This window comes from Aeromonas allosaccharophila, assembly GCF_000819685.1.
In the GTDB taxonomy this organism is placed as follows: Bacteria; Pseudomonadota; Gammaproteobacteria; order Enterobacterales; family Aeromonadaceae; genus Aeromonas; species Aeromonas allosaccharophila.
Map to the genome: position 1 here is coordinate 194,707 of NZ_CDBR01000005.1, position 15,674 is coordinate 210,380.

General features: G+C 60.9%; 14 protein-coding genes. 5 read left to right on the forward strand and 9 right to left on the reverse strand.

Annotated elements, in window-relative coordinates; translation table 11 throughout:
• The first annotated feature begins 87 nt into the window (after positions 1 to 87).
• Complete coding sequence (ppc, locus tag BN1115_RS01250; protein WP_042655716.1) at positions 88 to 2,721, forward strand: phosphoenolpyruvate carboxylase; 2,634 nt, start codon at positions 88 to 90, stop codon at positions 2,719 to 2,721.
• A gap of 105 nt (positions 2,722 to 2,826) precedes the next feature.
• Here the strand turns inward: ppc and BN1115_RS01255 are convergent, their stop codons facing one another.
• Together BN1115_RS01255 and BN1115_RS01260 are read right to left on the reverse strand one after the other, a co-directional pair.
• A complete protein-coding gene (locus tag BN1115_RS01255; protein ID WP_042655717.1) occupies positions 2,827 to 3,462 on the reverse strand; it encodes a Vat family streptogramin A O-acetyltransferase in 636 nt (211 codons plus the stop codon).
• A gap of 23 nt (positions 3,463 to 3,485) precedes the next feature.
• Complete coding sequence (locus BN1115_RS01260) at positions 3,486 to 3,803, reverse strand: DUF6968 family protein (protein WP_005355042.1); 318 nt, start codon at positions 3,801 to 3,803, stop codon at positions 3,486 to 3,488.
• A 349-nt stretch (positions 3,804 to 4,152) separates the two neighbouring features.
• Here BN1115_RS01260 and BN1115_RS01265 point away from each other — a divergent pair, with 349 nt between their 5' ends.
• Together BN1115_RS01265 and BN1115_RS01270 are read left to right on the forward strand one after the other, a co-directional pair.
• Positions 4,153 to 5,043: a sensor domain-containing diguanylate cyclase gene (locus BN1115_RS01265; RefSeq protein WP_042655718.1), complete on the forward strand. Its 891-nt coding sequence runs from the start codon at positions 4,153 to 4,155 to the stop codon at positions 5,041 to 5,043.
• A gap of 471 nt (positions 5,044 to 5,514) precedes the next feature.
• The gene (locus tag BN1115_RS01270; RefSeq protein ID WP_042655719.1) at positions 5,515 to 6,789 is read left to right on the forward strand and encodes an amino acid permease; all 1,275 of its coding nucleotides are present in this window, start codon (positions 5,515 to 5,517) and stop codon (positions 6,787 to 6,789) included.
• A 66-nt stretch (positions 6,790 to 6,855) separates the two neighbouring features.
• Here BN1115_RS01270 and BN1115_RS01275 read toward each other — a convergent pair whose 3' ends face one another.
• Positions 6,856 to 7,494, reverse strand: a complete 639-nt coding sequence (locus BN1115_RS01275) for an exopolysaccharide biosynthesis protein (RefSeq protein WP_042655720.1) — start codon at positions 7,492 to 7,494, stop codon at positions 6,856 to 6,858.
• A gap of 251 nt (positions 7,495 to 7,745) precedes the next feature.
• On the opposite strand from BN1115_RS01275, the gene BN1115_RS01280 reads away from it, so the two are divergent.
• Entirely contained in the window at positions 7,746 to 8,366 is a 621-nt protein-coding gene (locus tag BN1115_RS01280) for an outer membrane beta-barrel protein (RefSeq protein WP_042655721.1), read from the forward strand.
• A gap of 90 nt (positions 8,367 to 8,456) precedes the next feature.
• Here the strand turns inward: BN1115_RS01280 and BN1115_RS01285 are convergent, their stop codons facing one another.
• The gene (locus BN1115_RS01285; protein ID WP_042655722.1) at positions 8,457 to 9,380 is read right to left on the reverse strand and encodes a GGDEF domain-containing protein; all 924 of its coding nucleotides are present in this window, start codon (positions 9,378 to 9,380) and stop codon (positions 8,457 to 8,459) included.
• Between the two features lie 505 nt (positions 9,381 to 9,885).
• Here BN1115_RS01285 and amt point away from each other — a divergent pair.
• Positions 9,886 to 11,313 (forward strand): ammonium transporter, encoded by a 1,428-nt coding sequence (gene amt, locus BN1115_RS01290; RefSeq protein ID WP_042655723.1) that lies wholly within the window; start codon positions 9,886 to 9,888, stop codon positions 11,311 to 11,313.
• Positions 11,314 to 11,396: 83 nt separating this feature from the next.
• Here amt and BN1115_RS01295 read toward each other — a convergent pair whose 3' ends face one another.
• The 5 genes from BN1115_RS01295 to BN1115_RS01315 form a co-directional block, all read right to left on the reverse strand.
• Entirely contained in the window at positions 11,397 to 11,864 is a 468-nt protein-coding gene (locus BN1115_RS01295; RefSeq protein WP_042655724.1) for an outer membrane lipoprotein, read from the reverse strand.
• Positions 11,865 to 11,961: 97 nt separating this feature from the next.
• Positions 11,962 to 12,459: a GNAT family N-acetyltransferase gene (locus tag BN1115_RS01300; protein ID WP_042655725.1), complete on the reverse strand. Its 498-nt coding sequence runs from the start codon at positions 12,457 to 12,459 to the stop codon at positions 11,962 to 11,964.
• Between the two features lie 112 nt (positions 12,460 to 12,571).
• Complete coding sequence (locus BN1115_RS01305) at positions 12,572 to 12,976, reverse strand: nitrous oxide-stimulated promoter family protein (RefSeq protein WP_042655744.1); 405 nt, start codon at positions 12,974 to 12,976, stop codon at positions 12,572 to 12,574.
• A gap of 88 nt (positions 12,977 to 13,064) precedes the next feature.
• Positions 13,065 to 14,867: an aminopeptidase P family protein gene (locus tag BN1115_RS01310; protein ID WP_042655726.1), complete on the reverse strand. Its 1,803-nt coding sequence runs from the start codon at positions 14,865 to 14,867 to the stop codon at positions 13,065 to 13,067.
• A gap of 33 nt (positions 14,868 to 14,900) precedes the next feature.
• A complete protein-coding gene (locus BN1115_RS01315; protein ID WP_042062182.1) occupies positions 14,901 to 15,566 on the reverse strand; it encodes a GntR family transcriptional regulator in 666 nt (221 codons plus the stop codon).
• Positions 15,567 to 15,674: the final 108 nt, after the last annotated feature.

The following is a 15,674-nucleotide window of genomic DNA, read 5'->3' on the forward strand; positions in this document are numbered from 1 at the left end:
GGAGCATATGTTGTAATCGCACAACAATAAGTGAGGTCGTCTTGCACCCCGGATGGGTGTCAGGCACCAACAAGATAAGGATGTGGAATGAACGAAAAGTACGCCGCACTACGCGCCAACGTAGGCATGCTGGGTCAGCTGCTGGGTAAATCCATCAAGGATCATCAGGGTCAGGCCTTTCTCGACAAGATCGAAACCATTCGCCAATTGGCCAAGTCCTCCCGCAAGGGCAATGAATCAGACCGGGAACGTCTGCTCGATACCCTGCGCACCCTGAGTGATAGCGAGCTGCTGCCGGTGGCGCGCGCCTTCAGCCAGTTCCTCAATCTGGCCAACGTGGCGGAACAGTTCCACACCATCTCCCGTCGCTGCGAAGAGCAGGTCTGCACCCCGGATCCGCTGGAGCAGATGTTCGACAAGCTAAAAGCCTCCAACCTGTCGCAAGAGGCCATCATTCAGGCCGTGCGCGAGCTGGATATCGATCTGGTGCTGACCGCTCACCCCACCGAGGTGACCCGTCGCACCCTGATCCACAAGCATGTGCAGCTCAACGACTGCCTCGAGGCGCTGGAGCTCTCCGACCTGCTGCCCCGCGAGCGGGACAAGATCCTCAATCGCATCGAACAGCTGATCAATCAGGCGTGGCACACCAACGAGATCCGCGAACAGCGCCCGACTCCGGTTGACGAGGCCAAGTGGGGCTTCGCTGTGGTGGAGAACAGCCTGTGGCCAGCCATTCCCGAATTCATGCGCAATCTGGACGAGCGTCTGCAACACCATCTGGGTGTGCGGCTGCCGCTGGATGCCGCGCCGGTCAAGTTCACCTCCTGGATGGGCGGTGACCGCGACGGCAACCCCTTCGTCACCGCCAAGGTGACTGCCGAAGTGCTGGAGCTGGGCCGCTGGATGGCGGTGAGCCTGTTCTACAAAGACATCAAGGAGCTCACCTCCGAGCTTTCCATGTCCGACTGTACCGACGCCGTACGCGCCCGCGTTGGCGATCACCCCGAGCCCTACCGCGCGCTGGTGCGCGAGCTGCGTGAAGCGCTGCGCGAAACCAAAGAGCACCTCACCGCCAAGGTGCAAGGGCAGGTGAGCGAGAGTCGCGACCTGATCACCACCACCGCCCAGCTGCGCGAGCCGCTGGAGCTCTGCTACCACTCATTGCACGCCTGCGGCATGGGCAACATCGCCGACGGCATGCTGCTGGACGTGCTGCGCAAGGTCGCCTGTTTCGGCATCCATCTGGTCAAGCTGGATATCCGTCAGGATGGCGAGCGCCATGGGCTGGTCTTCTCCGAGCTGACCCGCTATCTGGGCCTGGGTGACTACGCCGAGTGGAGCGAAGATGACAAGCAGGCCTTCCTGCTCAATGAACTGAACTCGCGCCGTCCGCTCATTCCCCACGACTGGGAGCCGAGTGCCGAGGTACGCGAGACGCTGGATACCTGTCAGGTCATCGCCCAGCACGACCCCGATGCGTTCGGTATCTACATCATCTCCATGGCCGGTGCGCCGTCCGATGTGCTGTCGGTGCAACTGCTGCTCAAAGAGGCGGGCTGCAAGTTCCGCATGCCGGTCGCCCCGCTGTTCGAGACCCAGGATGACCTGATGGCTGGCACCGCCGTGATGGAGCGTCTGCTCTCGGTGGACTGGTATCGCGGTTACATTCAGGGCCGTCAGTACGTGATGATCGGTTACTCCGATTCTGCCAAGGATGCGGGCATGATGGCCGCTGGCTGGGCCCAGTACGCCGCCATGGAATCCTTGGTGGGGTTGGCCGAAGCCAACAATATCCGCCTCACTCTGTTCCATGGCCGTGGCGGTACCGTCGGTCGTGGCGGTGCGCCTGCTCATCAGGCCATTCTCTCCCAGCCGCCGGGATCCCTGCGCGGCGGTCTGCGTACCACCGAACAGGGGGAGATGATCCGCTTCAAGTTCGGTCTGCCGAAAGTGGCCATCAAGAGTCTGGAGCTCTACACCAGCGCCGTGCTGGAAGGGAACCTGCTGCCGCCGCCCAAGCCGAAGGAGTGCTGGCGCGAGGTGATGGAACAGCTGGCCGCCGACTCTTGCGATCACTACCGCAGTATCGTGCGCGGCCATCCTGACTTTGTCCCTTACTTCCGTGCCGCTACCCCGGAGATGGAGCTTGGCAAGCTGCCGCTCGGCTCCCGTCCCTCCAAGCGCAAGCCCAACGGCGGCGTCGAGAGCCTGCGTGCCATTCCGTGGATCTTCGCCTGGACCCAGAACCGCCTGATGCTGCCGGCCTGGCTCGGTGCCCACAAGGCGCTGCAACAGGCTATCGACGGCGGCAAGCTGGCGGTGCTGGAAGAGATGAGCGCCCAGTGGCCCTTCTTCCGCACTCGCCTAGAGATGCTGGAGATGGTGTTCCTCAAAGCGGACGTCTGGCTCGCCGAATACTACGACACTCGTCTGGTGCCGCAGGAGCTGTGGGGCCTTGGCAAGCAGCTGCGTCAGGAGCTCGCCGAATCCATCGAGGTGGTGCTGAAGCTGAGCCCGCGCGAGGATCTGCTAGAGGATCAGCCCTGGATCAAGGAGTCCATCAAGCTGCGCAACCCCTATACAGACCCGCTCAACGTGCTGCAGGCCGAGCTGCTCAACCGCTCCCGCAACCACCCGGAGACCCTGCACCCCGAGCTGGATAAGGCGCTGATGGTCACCATCGCCGGTATTGCCGCAGGTATGCGCAACACCGGTTGATAGCCAGCCCAAGCCAGCAGGCTTCAGCAATATCCATCAAGCCAAAGGGCGCCGACAAGGCGCCCTTTGTTGTTTCTACGATCTTGCTGGGTTTGCAGGTTGCCTCTAGCGGGTTGCCGCTTCCAGCGCGGCTATCTCGCCGCCGCTTATCAGCGGCAGGTTGCGGCTGCTCTGCTCCACCGGCCAGTCCCACCAGGCGATGGCGTTGAGGCGGGCGATGGTGTCGTCGTCGAAGCGGTAGCGGATCACCTTGGCGGGGTTGCCGCCGACCACGGCGTAGGCGGGCACGTCACCGGTGACTACGGAGCGGGCGGCGATAATGGCGCCGTTGCTGACTTTTACCCCCGGCATGATCAGGGCGTCATAGCCAATCCAGACATCGTTGCCGATGACGGTATCGCCCTTGTAGGGGAGGCTGCCCGGGGCGGGGGCGGCGCTCTCCCAGCCGTTGCCGAAGATAAAGAAGGGGTAGGTGGAGAAGCCGGAGGTCTGGTGGTTGGCGCCGTTCATGATGAACTTCACCCCGCGGGCGATGGCGCAGAACTTGCCAATGATGAGCTTGTCGCCGATGAAGGGGAAGTGGTAGAGGACGTTGCGCTCGAAGCCCGCCGAATCCTCCGGGTCGTCGTAATAGGTGTAGTCACCCACCTCGATATTGGGCCCCTTGATGGTGTTCTTGATAAAGCACACCTGGGGGAAGCCGTTCATGGGGTGGGGATTGGCGGGATCGGGTCCGTGCATCCGGGCTCCTTGGGTTGGCCGGGCTAGAGCGCCGGGAAGTAGCAGGCGCTCATGTCGATGGGGTGATCTGGGCAATTGGGCAGATAGAATTGCCAGCCCGCATCGGAGAAAGCGCGCAGTTCGGTTTCGACAAACTTGATGGCGAGGCTCAGGGCCTGCAGGCTGTCGATGCCGTAGATAAAGGTCTTGTCGCTCAGCCCCGCCAGCTTCACCTTGCAGCGCCAGTCACCGCTGGCGGACTTGGGATCCGGCTCGGGGGCCTTGATGGCGATCTTGAGGGTGAGCTGTTCCCCTTCGGTGCTGATGGCGTCGAAGCGGGCGGTAACGATGGCGTTTTTCATCTGGCGATTCCTTTTCCGTGGTACAGCCCCTGCGGTTGCGGGTGGCTGGCGTTCCTGATGGCTGATGAGGTGAAAACTGGACTCAGGACGGCCAGCGTAAATGAACTTGTGAGTTGAAACAATGGGATATGCGTGACCGGGTGAGGGAGCTTTCGCCGCCGTGAGCGAGCGCAGTGGCGGGAGTAGCAACGTGCTTGCCACCTGTGGTGGCCGAGAGGCTGGCAGGCTGCTAGATGTAAAGGATTGTTGGCTGTGGCCGCAGATTTTTCTGCGCTGACGATGAGGGCGTGTGATTCCTCTTGAGGCAGAATATCTCCCCCCTGTTTGACGCTGAAGTACAGGAGTCTCCGTGGCGCTTTCGGTAACCCAGCTTTATGAAGTGATGGCCCAACTGCCAGATCCCATCTTTATCCTCAGTGAGGATGGCTATTACGTGGAATATATCGGCGGCATGGAGCAGCAATCCTATCACGATGGCAATCCGCTGGCGGGCAAGCAGCTGGCCGATGTGCTGCCGCCCGAGATGGCCATGTGGGTCAAGGCGCAGGTGGCCGAGTCGCTGGCAAGCGGTCAGGTACGGGTGGTGGAGTATGAGCTATCCGCAGCCGAGGTGGGGGGGATCAATGCCGCCGTCGGGCCGCAAGGGGTGCAGCGTTTCGAGGGCAAGATTGCGCCGTTGCCCTCCCTCTATGACGGCAAGCGGGCGGTGGCCTGGGTGACCCGCAATATCACCCGCCAGTTCGAGTTGCAGCAGCGACTGCTGCGCCAGAGTGAAACCGATCAGCTGACCGGCCTCTACAACCGCCGTTTTTTCTTCGAGCACTGTCAGTCGTTGCGGGCAGGGGATGCGCCCTGTGGCCTTATCATGCTCGACATCGATCACTTCAAGCAGCTCAACGATCGTTACGGCCATCAGCAGGGAGATCGGGCCTTGCAGCGCTTCAGTAGTTGTATCGATGCCCTGTTGCGGGCGGACGATCTCTTTGTGCGCAGCGGCGGCGAGGAGTTTCTGATCCTGCTGCCGCGGATCGATGAAGCCGGTTTGCAGCAGATGGCGGAGCAGATCCGCGCCGCCGTCGAAGCGCTGCCTGCCGATCCGGTCGCCATCACGGTCAGTCTGGGCACAACCCTGGTGCAGCCGGAGGAGGAGATCAATCAGGCGCTGGCCCGGGCCGACGAGTGGCTCTATCGGGCCAAGCGGGCAGGCCGCAACCGGGTGGCGCACTGCCCGGCAGGTTGAAAGTGCCGCCCCGGTCGCTGTCGGAAATAGCCTGCGCTTTTACCCTGAATAAATTGGCTGACATCACTGTCAATTAGTAGAAAAGTTGGTCGAATTATTTAACTCATATTCCACAGCTTAAGGTGTTAATATTATCGGCCTGATCGCTGGTCTTATTTGTGTTGTTGGGCAACAGCATGAGGTTTTATCGGTATGTTATCAAACAGGCGTGAATCTGGTTTTGGGTGACGAATGTGATACATCCTGTTGTCTTTTGAAACATTCCGATTCAAACAGTCATGAATTATTAACCTTGACCCGGATAGCGATTTCAACGATGGTAGCGTGGCAGCTCCGTCTTCCTCCGGTGGCCCTGTTGGCCGCTGGCGGCGTTGTTTTTTCATGTACAGGGCGATATGCAATGACATATCTCCAGCCTGTTATTCGGGCCAATAAAAATAATGATGACAGACTAATAAGGTATATATTGCAATGAGTGTTTCTATTGCTGAAAAGAGTAACCCTGTTTCAAAATTTAAATGGGAGAAAAGCGATTCGGTATGGACCATGGGCTTATATGCCACTGCTGTTGGTGCCGGTACGTTATTTCTCCCTATTACTGTTGGTAGTAATTCCCCGGTTATTTTGCTGTTTATATTATTGCTGGCTTTTCCGCTCTCTTATTATTCTCACCGGGCATTGAGCCGCTTTGTGCTCTCCAGCTCCCATCGGGAAGGGGATATCACCCATGTGGTGGAGGAGCACTTCGGTGCCAAGGCGGGCAAGCTGCTGATGCTGGTCTATCTGATGGCCTTCTACCCCATCATTCTGGTCTACAGCATCTCCATCACCAATGCGATCCAGAGCTTTGTGGTCCACCAGCTGGGGAACGCCGAGCTGCCGCGTGGCCTGCTGGTGCTGGGGGTGATGCTGGGTCTGCATCTGATCCTGCTGGCTGGCAAACAGATCGTAGTATCGGCCATCAGCGTGCTGGCACTGCCGATGGTCGCCTTTCTGATTGGCCTCTCTATCTATCTACTGCCCCAGTGGAGCCTCTCCTATTTTTCCGAGAGTCAGGCGGTGGACTGGCGTGATCCGGCATTCTGGAAATCCCTCTGGCTGATCGTACCGGTGATGGTGTTCTCCTTCAGCCATGCGCCCATTATTTCCTCCTTCAGCGCGGCGCAGAAGAAGCGCTGTCAGGAGAGTGCCGATCGGCGCGCCAAGCGGATCATCAAGTGCAGCAGCCTGCTGATTTGCGGCAGTGTGCTCTTTTTCGTGGTGAGTTGCGTGATGAGCCTGAGTCAGGCCGAGATGGCGCTGGCCCGTACCGACAATATCTCCGTGCTGTCGGCGCTGGCGAACAAGTTCTCCAACCCGCTGATCGCCTATGTGGGGCCGCTCATCGCCATTCTGGCCATGTCCAAATCCTTCCTCGGCACCTCCATGGGGGTGAGCGAGGGGACGGTGAGCATGGTGAGCGGTGCCTGTCAGGGGCTGGGGCTCTCCCTCAGGGAGTCGACCATCGCCCGGGTGTCGTCGGTGATCCTGTTTATGGTGACTGCCGTCATCACCTATCTGAACCCCAATGTGCTCGACATCATCGAGCGTGTCAGTGGCCCGCTGATCGCGGTGATCCTGTTTCTGCTGCCGGCCTGCTCCATCTATCGCTTGCCCGCACTCAAGCGTTATCGCGGGCCGAGTACCCTTTTTGTGTTGGTGATGGGGCTGCTTGCCATCTCGGCCCTTATCTACGATCTGCTTTGACCGGGCGGTATCCCGCACAAATCAAAAAGGGCGACCATCTGGTCGCCCTTTTTCTGTGCATCGGGTTTAGCCTAGCAGGCCGGTGGCGCTCTGGCCCGCCATCAGCAAGCCGATGGCCAGCGCGCTGAACCAGACCAGGGTCGCGCTCACCAGCAGATAGCCGCTGGCGACGAACAGACCGTCCCGCTGCAACATGCCGGTGGCAAGCAGCAGGATGGCCCAAGCGGGCATGGCATTGGTGAACGGGATGGCGCCCAGGGGCAGCATCAGCAGCAGTGCGGCCAGCATGATCAGCAGGCCATTGCAGCGGTTGACCGTGCTGCTGCCGGTCAGCAACAGCAGACGCGGGCGGATCACGCGATCTACCCGGGCCAGCAGATCCGCTCCCTTGTGCAGGGTGGGCTTGAGCTGATCGGCGGCGAAGCGGCGCTCCATCAGCATGGCGGGCAGCCAGGGCACCCGGTTGAGGGTGATGCCGATGCCGATAAAGAGGATCAGCAGGCCAAACGGGGTGCTGACGCCGGGAATGGAGACCGGCAGCAGAAAGGGGACGGTGAGCAGCACGCAAAACAGCAGCATGCCCTGCTCACCCACCAGCGCGAGCATCTGGCGCAGGCTGATATGGCTCTCGTCGATGGCATGCGCGGTGGCCCGCAGGGTATCCGCGAGGGTGGTTTTGGGGTCGTTGAGTTGCGCGGCAACCATTCCCTGATGTCCTTCTGAGTGGTGATAACGGGCCCCTATGACCCGATTTGGCGCCAGCATACGTGGCAGAGGTTAACCGTCGATGAATGGTGGCGGGTAGCACATAGCGGCGGCAGTGGTGCTGGCCTGCAGCGCCATCGGTGAGTGTGATCACCGCCATGAAATCGAACCGGTACAGTCGCCATTTAGGATTGGAGCAGGATGACTCTGGTATGCTCTTTGAACAATCACATTCAGTTCAGGGATCGATGATGAAGAGAGCAGGGATCGTGATAATGGGGCTGCTGCTGCCATTCGGGCAGGTCTGGAGTGCCGAGGGCGCGGCCACATCCGGTTGGCAGGTGACGCCGTTTTTCGGCTACAGCTCGTCCATCGACTTCGAGAAGAGCGATGAGGTGCAGCCGGTGCCGCTTTCTGCCTCGCTCGATTCACTGCAGGGGCAGAGCTCCGGCAGTTGGGGCTTCTTTATCAGTAAGGAGGTGGATGATCCCGGCATGATAGAGCTGCTCTACAGCCACCAGTCCACCACCCTCTCTCCCGACCAGCCGGATCGCCTGACGGTCGATACCCTGCACTTTGCCGGTGCGCTGACCCTCTCTGACAACCTGATGGCACCTTATATCGGCGCCGGGATCGGGGTGACCCGTTTCGCCGCCTATGACAGCGAGGTGACCCCCTCCATGTCGCTGGCGCTCGGGGTGCAACCGCGCCTCGCCGAGCATCTGGCGCTGCGTGCCGAGGTGCGCGGCTATGGCTCGCTGGTCAACGACAGCAGCCAGTTTCTCTGCAACCCGGAGCAGTGCGTGTTCAAGGTGCGGGGCGAGCTGGTGACCCAGTGGCAGGCCAATATCGGTCTCACCTTCCGCTTTTAAGCTGCCACAATTTCATGCTGAAGAAAGGGGCCGTCTGGCCCCTTTTGTCTGGATGTTTGCTGCTGTGCTCATCATTACGTTGGCAGATGCTTACGTCTCGTGACTGACCGGGGTTGCCCACACGGCGCAATTTCTGCCCGCCTCCTTGGCGCCATAGAGCGCCTGATCCACCCGCTTGAACAGCGAGACTGCCGACTCCTTGGGCTCGCGGATCCCCACCCCCAGGCTGACTGTCAGGGGATGGGCCGGGTCAGGGGCGATGGCGCGGGTCGCCGTCAGCAGGGTGTTGGCCAGTTGCTGTAAGCGGGCTTCGTTTGCTGCGGGCAGCAGCAGGGCAAACTCCTCTCCGCCGATGCGGGCTGCCAGCGCCTCGGGCGGGCAGTGCTGCTGCAACAGCTCGCCAAACTGCAGCAACACCCGATCCCCGATATCGTGACCGTAGTTGTCATTGATCACCTTGAAGTGATCGAGATCCAGCAGAATGAGCCCCTGGCACTCGCCCTGCTCCAGAAACAGCTGCTGATGAAAGTAGCGCCGGTTTGGCAGCTTTGTCAGATCGTCAAACAGCGCCTGTTGTCTGAGCTGGGCGTTGACGTGAAAGAGGTGGTGCATGGTGCTCAGGATGCCGATGCTGCTGAGCAGGATGCCGCTGGATCGCAGCAGATCCTCGGCATAGATGGCGATCCAGAGTGGTTGGGCGACCAACTCGTCCATGATGTCGGCGGTGGCCCCCATGATCCACAACATCAGGCCGTAGCAGAGCAGGCGATAGGTTCTGGTGGGCAGAGGGGCACACTGCACCACCCAGAACAGGAACAGCATGGTCAGCCAGTTGATCCCCTCGAAGCCAAAGCTGATGACATGAAGGCGAGCGAACGGGAAATGGGGCAGCAGCAAAAGATGAAGGACCATGATGGTCAGCATCAATCCCCCCAGCAGCGTGATGTGGGCACGATGCTCCCGGTCGAGATGGCGGTAGTGGGAGAGTCTGATGTCGAGACGATCGAACTGCATGGTGTTCCTCGGATTGGGCCTGCCATCACCTTGCAAACAAGGGGCTGCGTAATGGTATGCCGTAGTCGGATAACAGGAAGCGGCTGGTCTGTCAGTGTAAACGAGCGGGCCCGCAGCAGGCGATATCGATGATGTCAGCTTGTGGGCTGGCTCCGGGTTTGCGCACTTATGGTGCGCACGTTATCGCCTGCCCTGTGACAGGGCGGCCCTGGGCGGGTTGGCGCAGTCAGCGCGCCATGTTGGTGCAAGCGGGGTTTCGTAGATAGTTAAATTTATGATTTTAAAGGATTTAAATTTATGGCCCGCTTTATGCTTTTTATCTGTCAGACGGTCTCTTGCGGTCATCGGCGGCAGACGCAGTGATGAGGAGGTAGCAAGAGACATCCCCGTGCTGGGCACGGGTGTGATTCTGGCGGGTTGCAGCAACACCTTGCGATTCGCCACAGATTCAATCAGGGAAACGGAGCCGGTCTCGTACCGGTACGACAGGGAAGGAGAGTGCTCTATGGTCAAAAAATGGATGATGGCGGGTCTGACGATGTTGCCTGCCTTGCTGGTTACCCCAAGTTGGGCCGAAGAGGTCGCTCAGGTTCAGGCTGCGGTGGCACCGGTTGCCGCCGTGACAATCAACAAGGGTGACAACACCTGGATGCTGCTCTCGGCGGCGCTGGTGATCCTGATGTCGATCCCCGGTCTGGCCCTCTTCTACGGTGGTCTGGTGCGGGCCAAAAACATGCTGAGTGTGCTGATGCAGGTCTTTACCCTGTTCTGCCTCATCTGCGTGCTCTGGGTGATCTACGGCTATTCGCTGGCCTTTACCGAGGGGGGCAATTTCTACGGCTCCTTCAGCAAGGTGCTGCTCAAGGGGGTGACGCCTGACTCCATCGCTGCCACCTTCAGCAAGGGTGTCGGGATCAGCGAGCTGATCTATGTGGTGTTCCAGGGGGCCTTTGCCGCCATCACCTGCGGCCTTATCGTGGGGGCGTTTGCCGAGCGCATCAAGTTCGCCGCCGTGCTGCTCTTCTCGGTGATCTGGTTCACCTTCGCCTACATCCCGCTGGCTCACATGGTGTGGTACTGGGCGGGTCCGGATGCCTATACCAGCGCCGAGGCTGCCGCAACCGCGACCGCCACTGCCGGTTATCTGTTCCAGCATGGTGCGCTGGACTTCGCCGGCGGCACCGTGGTGCACATCAACGCCGCCGTGGCGGGTCTGGTGGGTGCCTATCTGGTGGGCAAGCGTCTGGGCTACGGTCGTGATCCCATGACCCCGCACAGCCTGACCATGACCATGATCGGCGCCTCCCTGCTCTGGTTTGGCTGGTTCGGTTTCAACGCGGGCTCCGCACTGGAAGCCAACGGTATCGCCGCACTCGCCTTTATCAACACCTGGGTGGCTCCGGCTGCGGCAGCTCTGTCATGGACCTTGGCCGAGTGGGTGATGAAAGGGCGTCCCTCCCTGCTGGGCGCGGCATCCGGCGCGGTGTCCGGTCTGGTGGTGATCACCCCGGCAGCCGGTTTCGTCGGAGTGGGCGGTGGTCTGATTATGGGCCTGATCAGTGGCGTGGCGGGTTTGTGGGGCGTTCACGGTCTCAAGCGCCTGCTGGGGGCCGATGACAGTCTGGACGTGTTTGGCGTGCACGGGGTGTGCGGCATTCTCGGCGCCCTGCTGACCGGCGTCTTTGCCAGCCCGGATCTGGGCGGCACCGGGGTGTGGGACTATGTCACCAATCAGGTGGCCGAGGGTTACTCCATCCTGACTCAGGTGAAGATCCAGGCCATCGGGGTCGGTGTCACCATCCTCTGGTCCGGTGCCGTGGCGGCGATTGCCTTCAAGGCGGTCGACATGCTGGTGGGGCTGCGGGTGAACGGCGATGCCGAGCGGGAAGGGCTGGATGTCACTTCCCACGGCGAGAAGGCTTACAGCATGTAATCCCGCACGTCAGACAACAAAAAACCGCCGGTTCCGGCGGTTTTTTTATGACTCGAGCGCAGTGGTGCGCTTGGTTCACACGCTTAGTTCACGACGGCCACGTTGATGCTGCCATTGCCCTGGGTCATGCGCACCCGCGCGCCCGGTACGAAGGTGGGGCTGGCTTTCTGTACCACCACGATGGCTTCGCCGCTCTCTTTCTTGATCTCCAGCTCGACGCCGTCGACCTGATTCATCTTGTTGCCGATGGCGTTGCCTGCCGCTGCACCGGCGATGGCACCACCGGCGGCGGCGATATCGCTGCCCCGGCCACCACCAATGGTGCTACCGAGCAGGCCGCCGACCACGGCGCCGCCAATGGTGCCCACCAGTGAGTTCTCATCGGCTTGGATCTTCACCGGGCGGGTGGAGATGATGGTGCCGTAGCTGACAGTCTGCACTTGTTTGGCGCGGTCTTTGGTGTAGACATCGCCGGAGTAAACGTCACTGTTGGCGCATCCGGTGATGGTGGTCGCTGCCAGCAGGGCAATAAGGGTCATACGCTTCAACATGGTGGGCCTCCTGGGCTGCACGTAATTTGAACAATCCGGTTGATGAGTGAACTCTACTCCAACCCCGTCACACATGAAATCGGCAAAATGTAACCAATTATGCGTTCTGTAACCGGTTTTGTCCTTGAATCGCAGCTGTACCGGAGAGAGTTTTGACCAGCAGCAGACGGTCTTCTCCGGGGCCGAAATAGTCGGCTACTTCCGCCTGCAATGTGTAACCGAGCCGGTAGTAGAGGCGCTGGGCCGGATTGGCCGGATCGACCGTGAGCCGCAGTTCGCTGATCTGCAGCGCCTGCTGGTTGGCCTCCATCTGGCGCATCATCCGCTCCGCGAGGCCGAAACCGCGTGCCTCGGGCAGTACCGCCAGCGAGAGCACCCAGCCTTGCGACCGCTCCTGACCAACGCCACCCAGCACATAACCCACCAGCAGCCCCTCGTATTCGGCCACCAGCAGCAGCTCGGGCCACAAATCCATCGCCTGACGGAAGAAGAAGGCGGGATAGACATCGTCGCCAAACACCTTGGCATCGATCTGCCAGATGGCGTGCATGTCATGGTGGGTGGCGGTGCGTAGCAGGGGCGGGTTGTGGTGCATCAGGACTCCATCGGCAGCAAGCGGATCAACGACGCCGCTGACGGTTGGGTCAACGGCAGAAAAGGAGTCATAGGGTAGTGGTCATCCCCTGCCGGATGCAAGGGATTGGCGGTTATGGTGGCAGGGGCCGGCTCTGGGGCTGTTTGGGGGCTTTGCGAAAGCCATCGAGCAGGTGACGGAGGGTGAGCCAGGGGTGGCGCAGCAACATGCGCGGGCCGCTCCACTTCATCACCAGCTGGATCTCTTTGCGCATCGCCGGGGCGTAGCAGTGGATCGTGCAGTTGGCGCAGGTGGGTTTGTTGCCATGGTTGTAACGGCAGCGACGAAGGCGCTGATGGGCGAAATCCCGCAACTGGCGACAGTGGCGGCAGTGGGGATCCTGATGATGGTGCTGGCAGTAGAGGCGGATCATGGCGCTGACCGTCTGCTGCTCGCGCATGAGTCTGGGGTGGTCACTCGCCTTTTTGCTGGCTGCGGCGTGTGAGCCCCGGGCTGGGCTGGCATGATGACTTTTCATGGCCGCCATTCTCCTGACCTGCTCGTTCGGGGTGTTGATACAGGTCAAAAGGGGCGATAAAAAAACAGGGCCCGCAGGCCCTGTGTCATCAGATGAGGCTGGTTGCCTGCTCCAGCCAGGCGAGATCTTCGCCCTCGAGCAGCGGGCTCAGGCGGCGGAACACCTCGACGTGGTATTCGTTGATCCAGCGGAATTCGGCCGGGCTCAGCAGGCTGCGGTCGATCAGGCGGGTATCGAACGGCACGTAGGTCAGCCGCTCGAAGCCCAGCATCGGCAGTTCGCCAACCTGCTCCAGCTCGGTTACCACCACCAGGTTCTCACAGCGGATGCCAAAACCATCTTCGCGGTAGTAGCCCGGCTCGTTGGAGAGCACCATGCCCGGTTGCAGGGCGACCATGCTCCCTTTCGGCGCGATGCGCTGGGGCCCTTCGTGGACACTCAGGAAGTGGCCGACGCCGTGGCCGGTGCCGTGGTCGTAGTTGTAACCGGCTTGCCACAGCGGCATGCGGGCCAGCACGTCGAGCTGGATACCGGCGGTGCCACGGGGGAAGCGGGCCTGATCCAGCGCGATATGGCCCTGCAGTACCCGGGTAAACATCGCTTTCTGCTCGTCGCTCACCTCACCCACCTTGATGGTGCGGGTGATGTCGGTGGTGCCATCCATGTATTGCGCGCCGGAGTCCAGCAGATAGAGGCTGTCCTGGCCGAATGCACGGGGAGTGCCATTGGTGTGGTGGTAGTGGCACATGGCGGCGTTGGGGCCGAGCGCGGAGATGGTATCGAAGCTCGGCTCGACGTAGTGCTCCTGCTCGCGGCGGAACGCCTCCACCTGATCGGCCAGGGTGCCTTCATCTATCCCCTCGAACTCGCCGGAGGCGATCAGCCGATCCAGCCAGGCGAGGAAGCGGGTCATGGCGACACCATCGCGCAGGTGAGCGGCGCGCATGCCGGTCAGCTCGATCTCGTTCTTGCACGCTTTTGGCAGCATGGTCGGGTCTTGCCCTGCCACCAGAATGGCGCCCGCCTCTTCCATGATGAGCTGGGTCCAGGCGTTGGCGCTGTCCGGATCGGCCAGCACCTTCTGCTGATCTTCACCGATGCGCTGCAGCACGTCGCCTAGCTTGTCGATGGGGTAGACGGAGACGTCTTGGCCAACGTGTTGGGTGAAGGCGAAGCAGTCAATTTTGTCGGTATCGACGAAGAAATCCATGCTGGTGTTGGCGTAGAGCACAGCAAAGCCCAGCACTACCGGCAGCCGGTCGATGTCGCGGCCACGCAGGTTGAGCAGCCAGTTGATGGGCTCTGCCTGGGTCAGCAGCACCGCATCCAGCCCGCGCTTGCGCAGGTCGGCCGCCAGCTGTTCACGTTTGGACTGGCTGGACTGGCCCGCCAGCTCCTCGCTGTAGAGGATGACCGGACTCTTGGTCGGCTCCGGGCGATCGCTCCAGTTCAGGTCGATGGGGTTCTGCTCGACGCGGATCAGCTCGATACCGCGATCGGCCAGCACGGCTTTGGCATGCTTGTACCAGGTCAGGCTGTGCAGGCGGGCATCGAAACCAACCCGGGAGCCTGACGGCAGCTGCTCGGCCAGCCACTGGACGTGGGGATCTTCATTGAGGTGGAGGAATTCGAACAGCTCGGCGGGGGTTTGCATCCGCGCCTGCACCGTATAGCGACCATCGACAAAGAGGGCTGCTCGCTGGGTCATGATGATGGCGACCCCGGCAGAGCCGTTGAAACCGGTGATCCAGTCAAGCCGCTCGGCATAGGCGGGGATGTACTCACCGAGGTGCTCATCATCGTGGGGGACGATAAATGCGTCCAACTCCTGCATGGCCAGCTCGGCCCTGACTTGGGCGACGCGGGTTTCAATTATCTCGAAATTATTCATGTCGTTAGTGCCAGATGGTTGCTATATGAGTGTTCAGTTTTTATGGCCGCTGGCCAGGATCCGCTTGATCGACTGGCCCGCCGCTTCGATATGCTGCTTGAGCAGCACCACCGCCTCGTGCTTGCGCCGGGCGCGGCACAGTTCCAGCAATTGGGCGTGTTCACGCTCCGCCTTGTCTACGCCGTCGCTGGCAAACAGCAGCTCGAAGCGGACATAGCGGTCACAGCTCAGATTGATCTGGGCGATGAGATCCAGTGCCTGGGGGCGACCGGCTGCCTGATAGAGGGTGGCGTGAAAGCTGTGGTTCAACTCGGCCCAATGCTCGATCTGGGTGCCTGACTCCAGGGCGTGATCAAACTGGGCGAGGATCGCCTCCGCTTGCGCGAAGGTGGCTTCCGTCATCTTGTCGACGGCGTGAAACAGGGTATCGGCTTCCAGCAGTGCTCGCAAATAAAAGAGCTCTTCGATGGCCGAGGCGTCCAGCATGGTGACCACGGCGCCGCGATGGGCTTCGAACTTGACCAGCCCCTGTGCCTCCAGTTGCATCAGGGCTTCGCGCACCGGAATGCGGCTCACCGCCAGCTCTTTGGCGATGGCATCCTGACGCAAGGGGGCGCCGGCGGGGAACTCCCCACGGAGGATCCGGCCACGGAGGTTTTCCATCACCATCTGGGTTCGGGTCTTGTAGGGTGGGGTCATGGTCGGGTCACGATTGGGCGTTACAAAATTGTATATTGTATAAAGTTTGGCTGAATCTACCCCGTCAGGAGTGGCAAGGCAAGGTTTAGGGGCTCGCCGCCGCGTGGC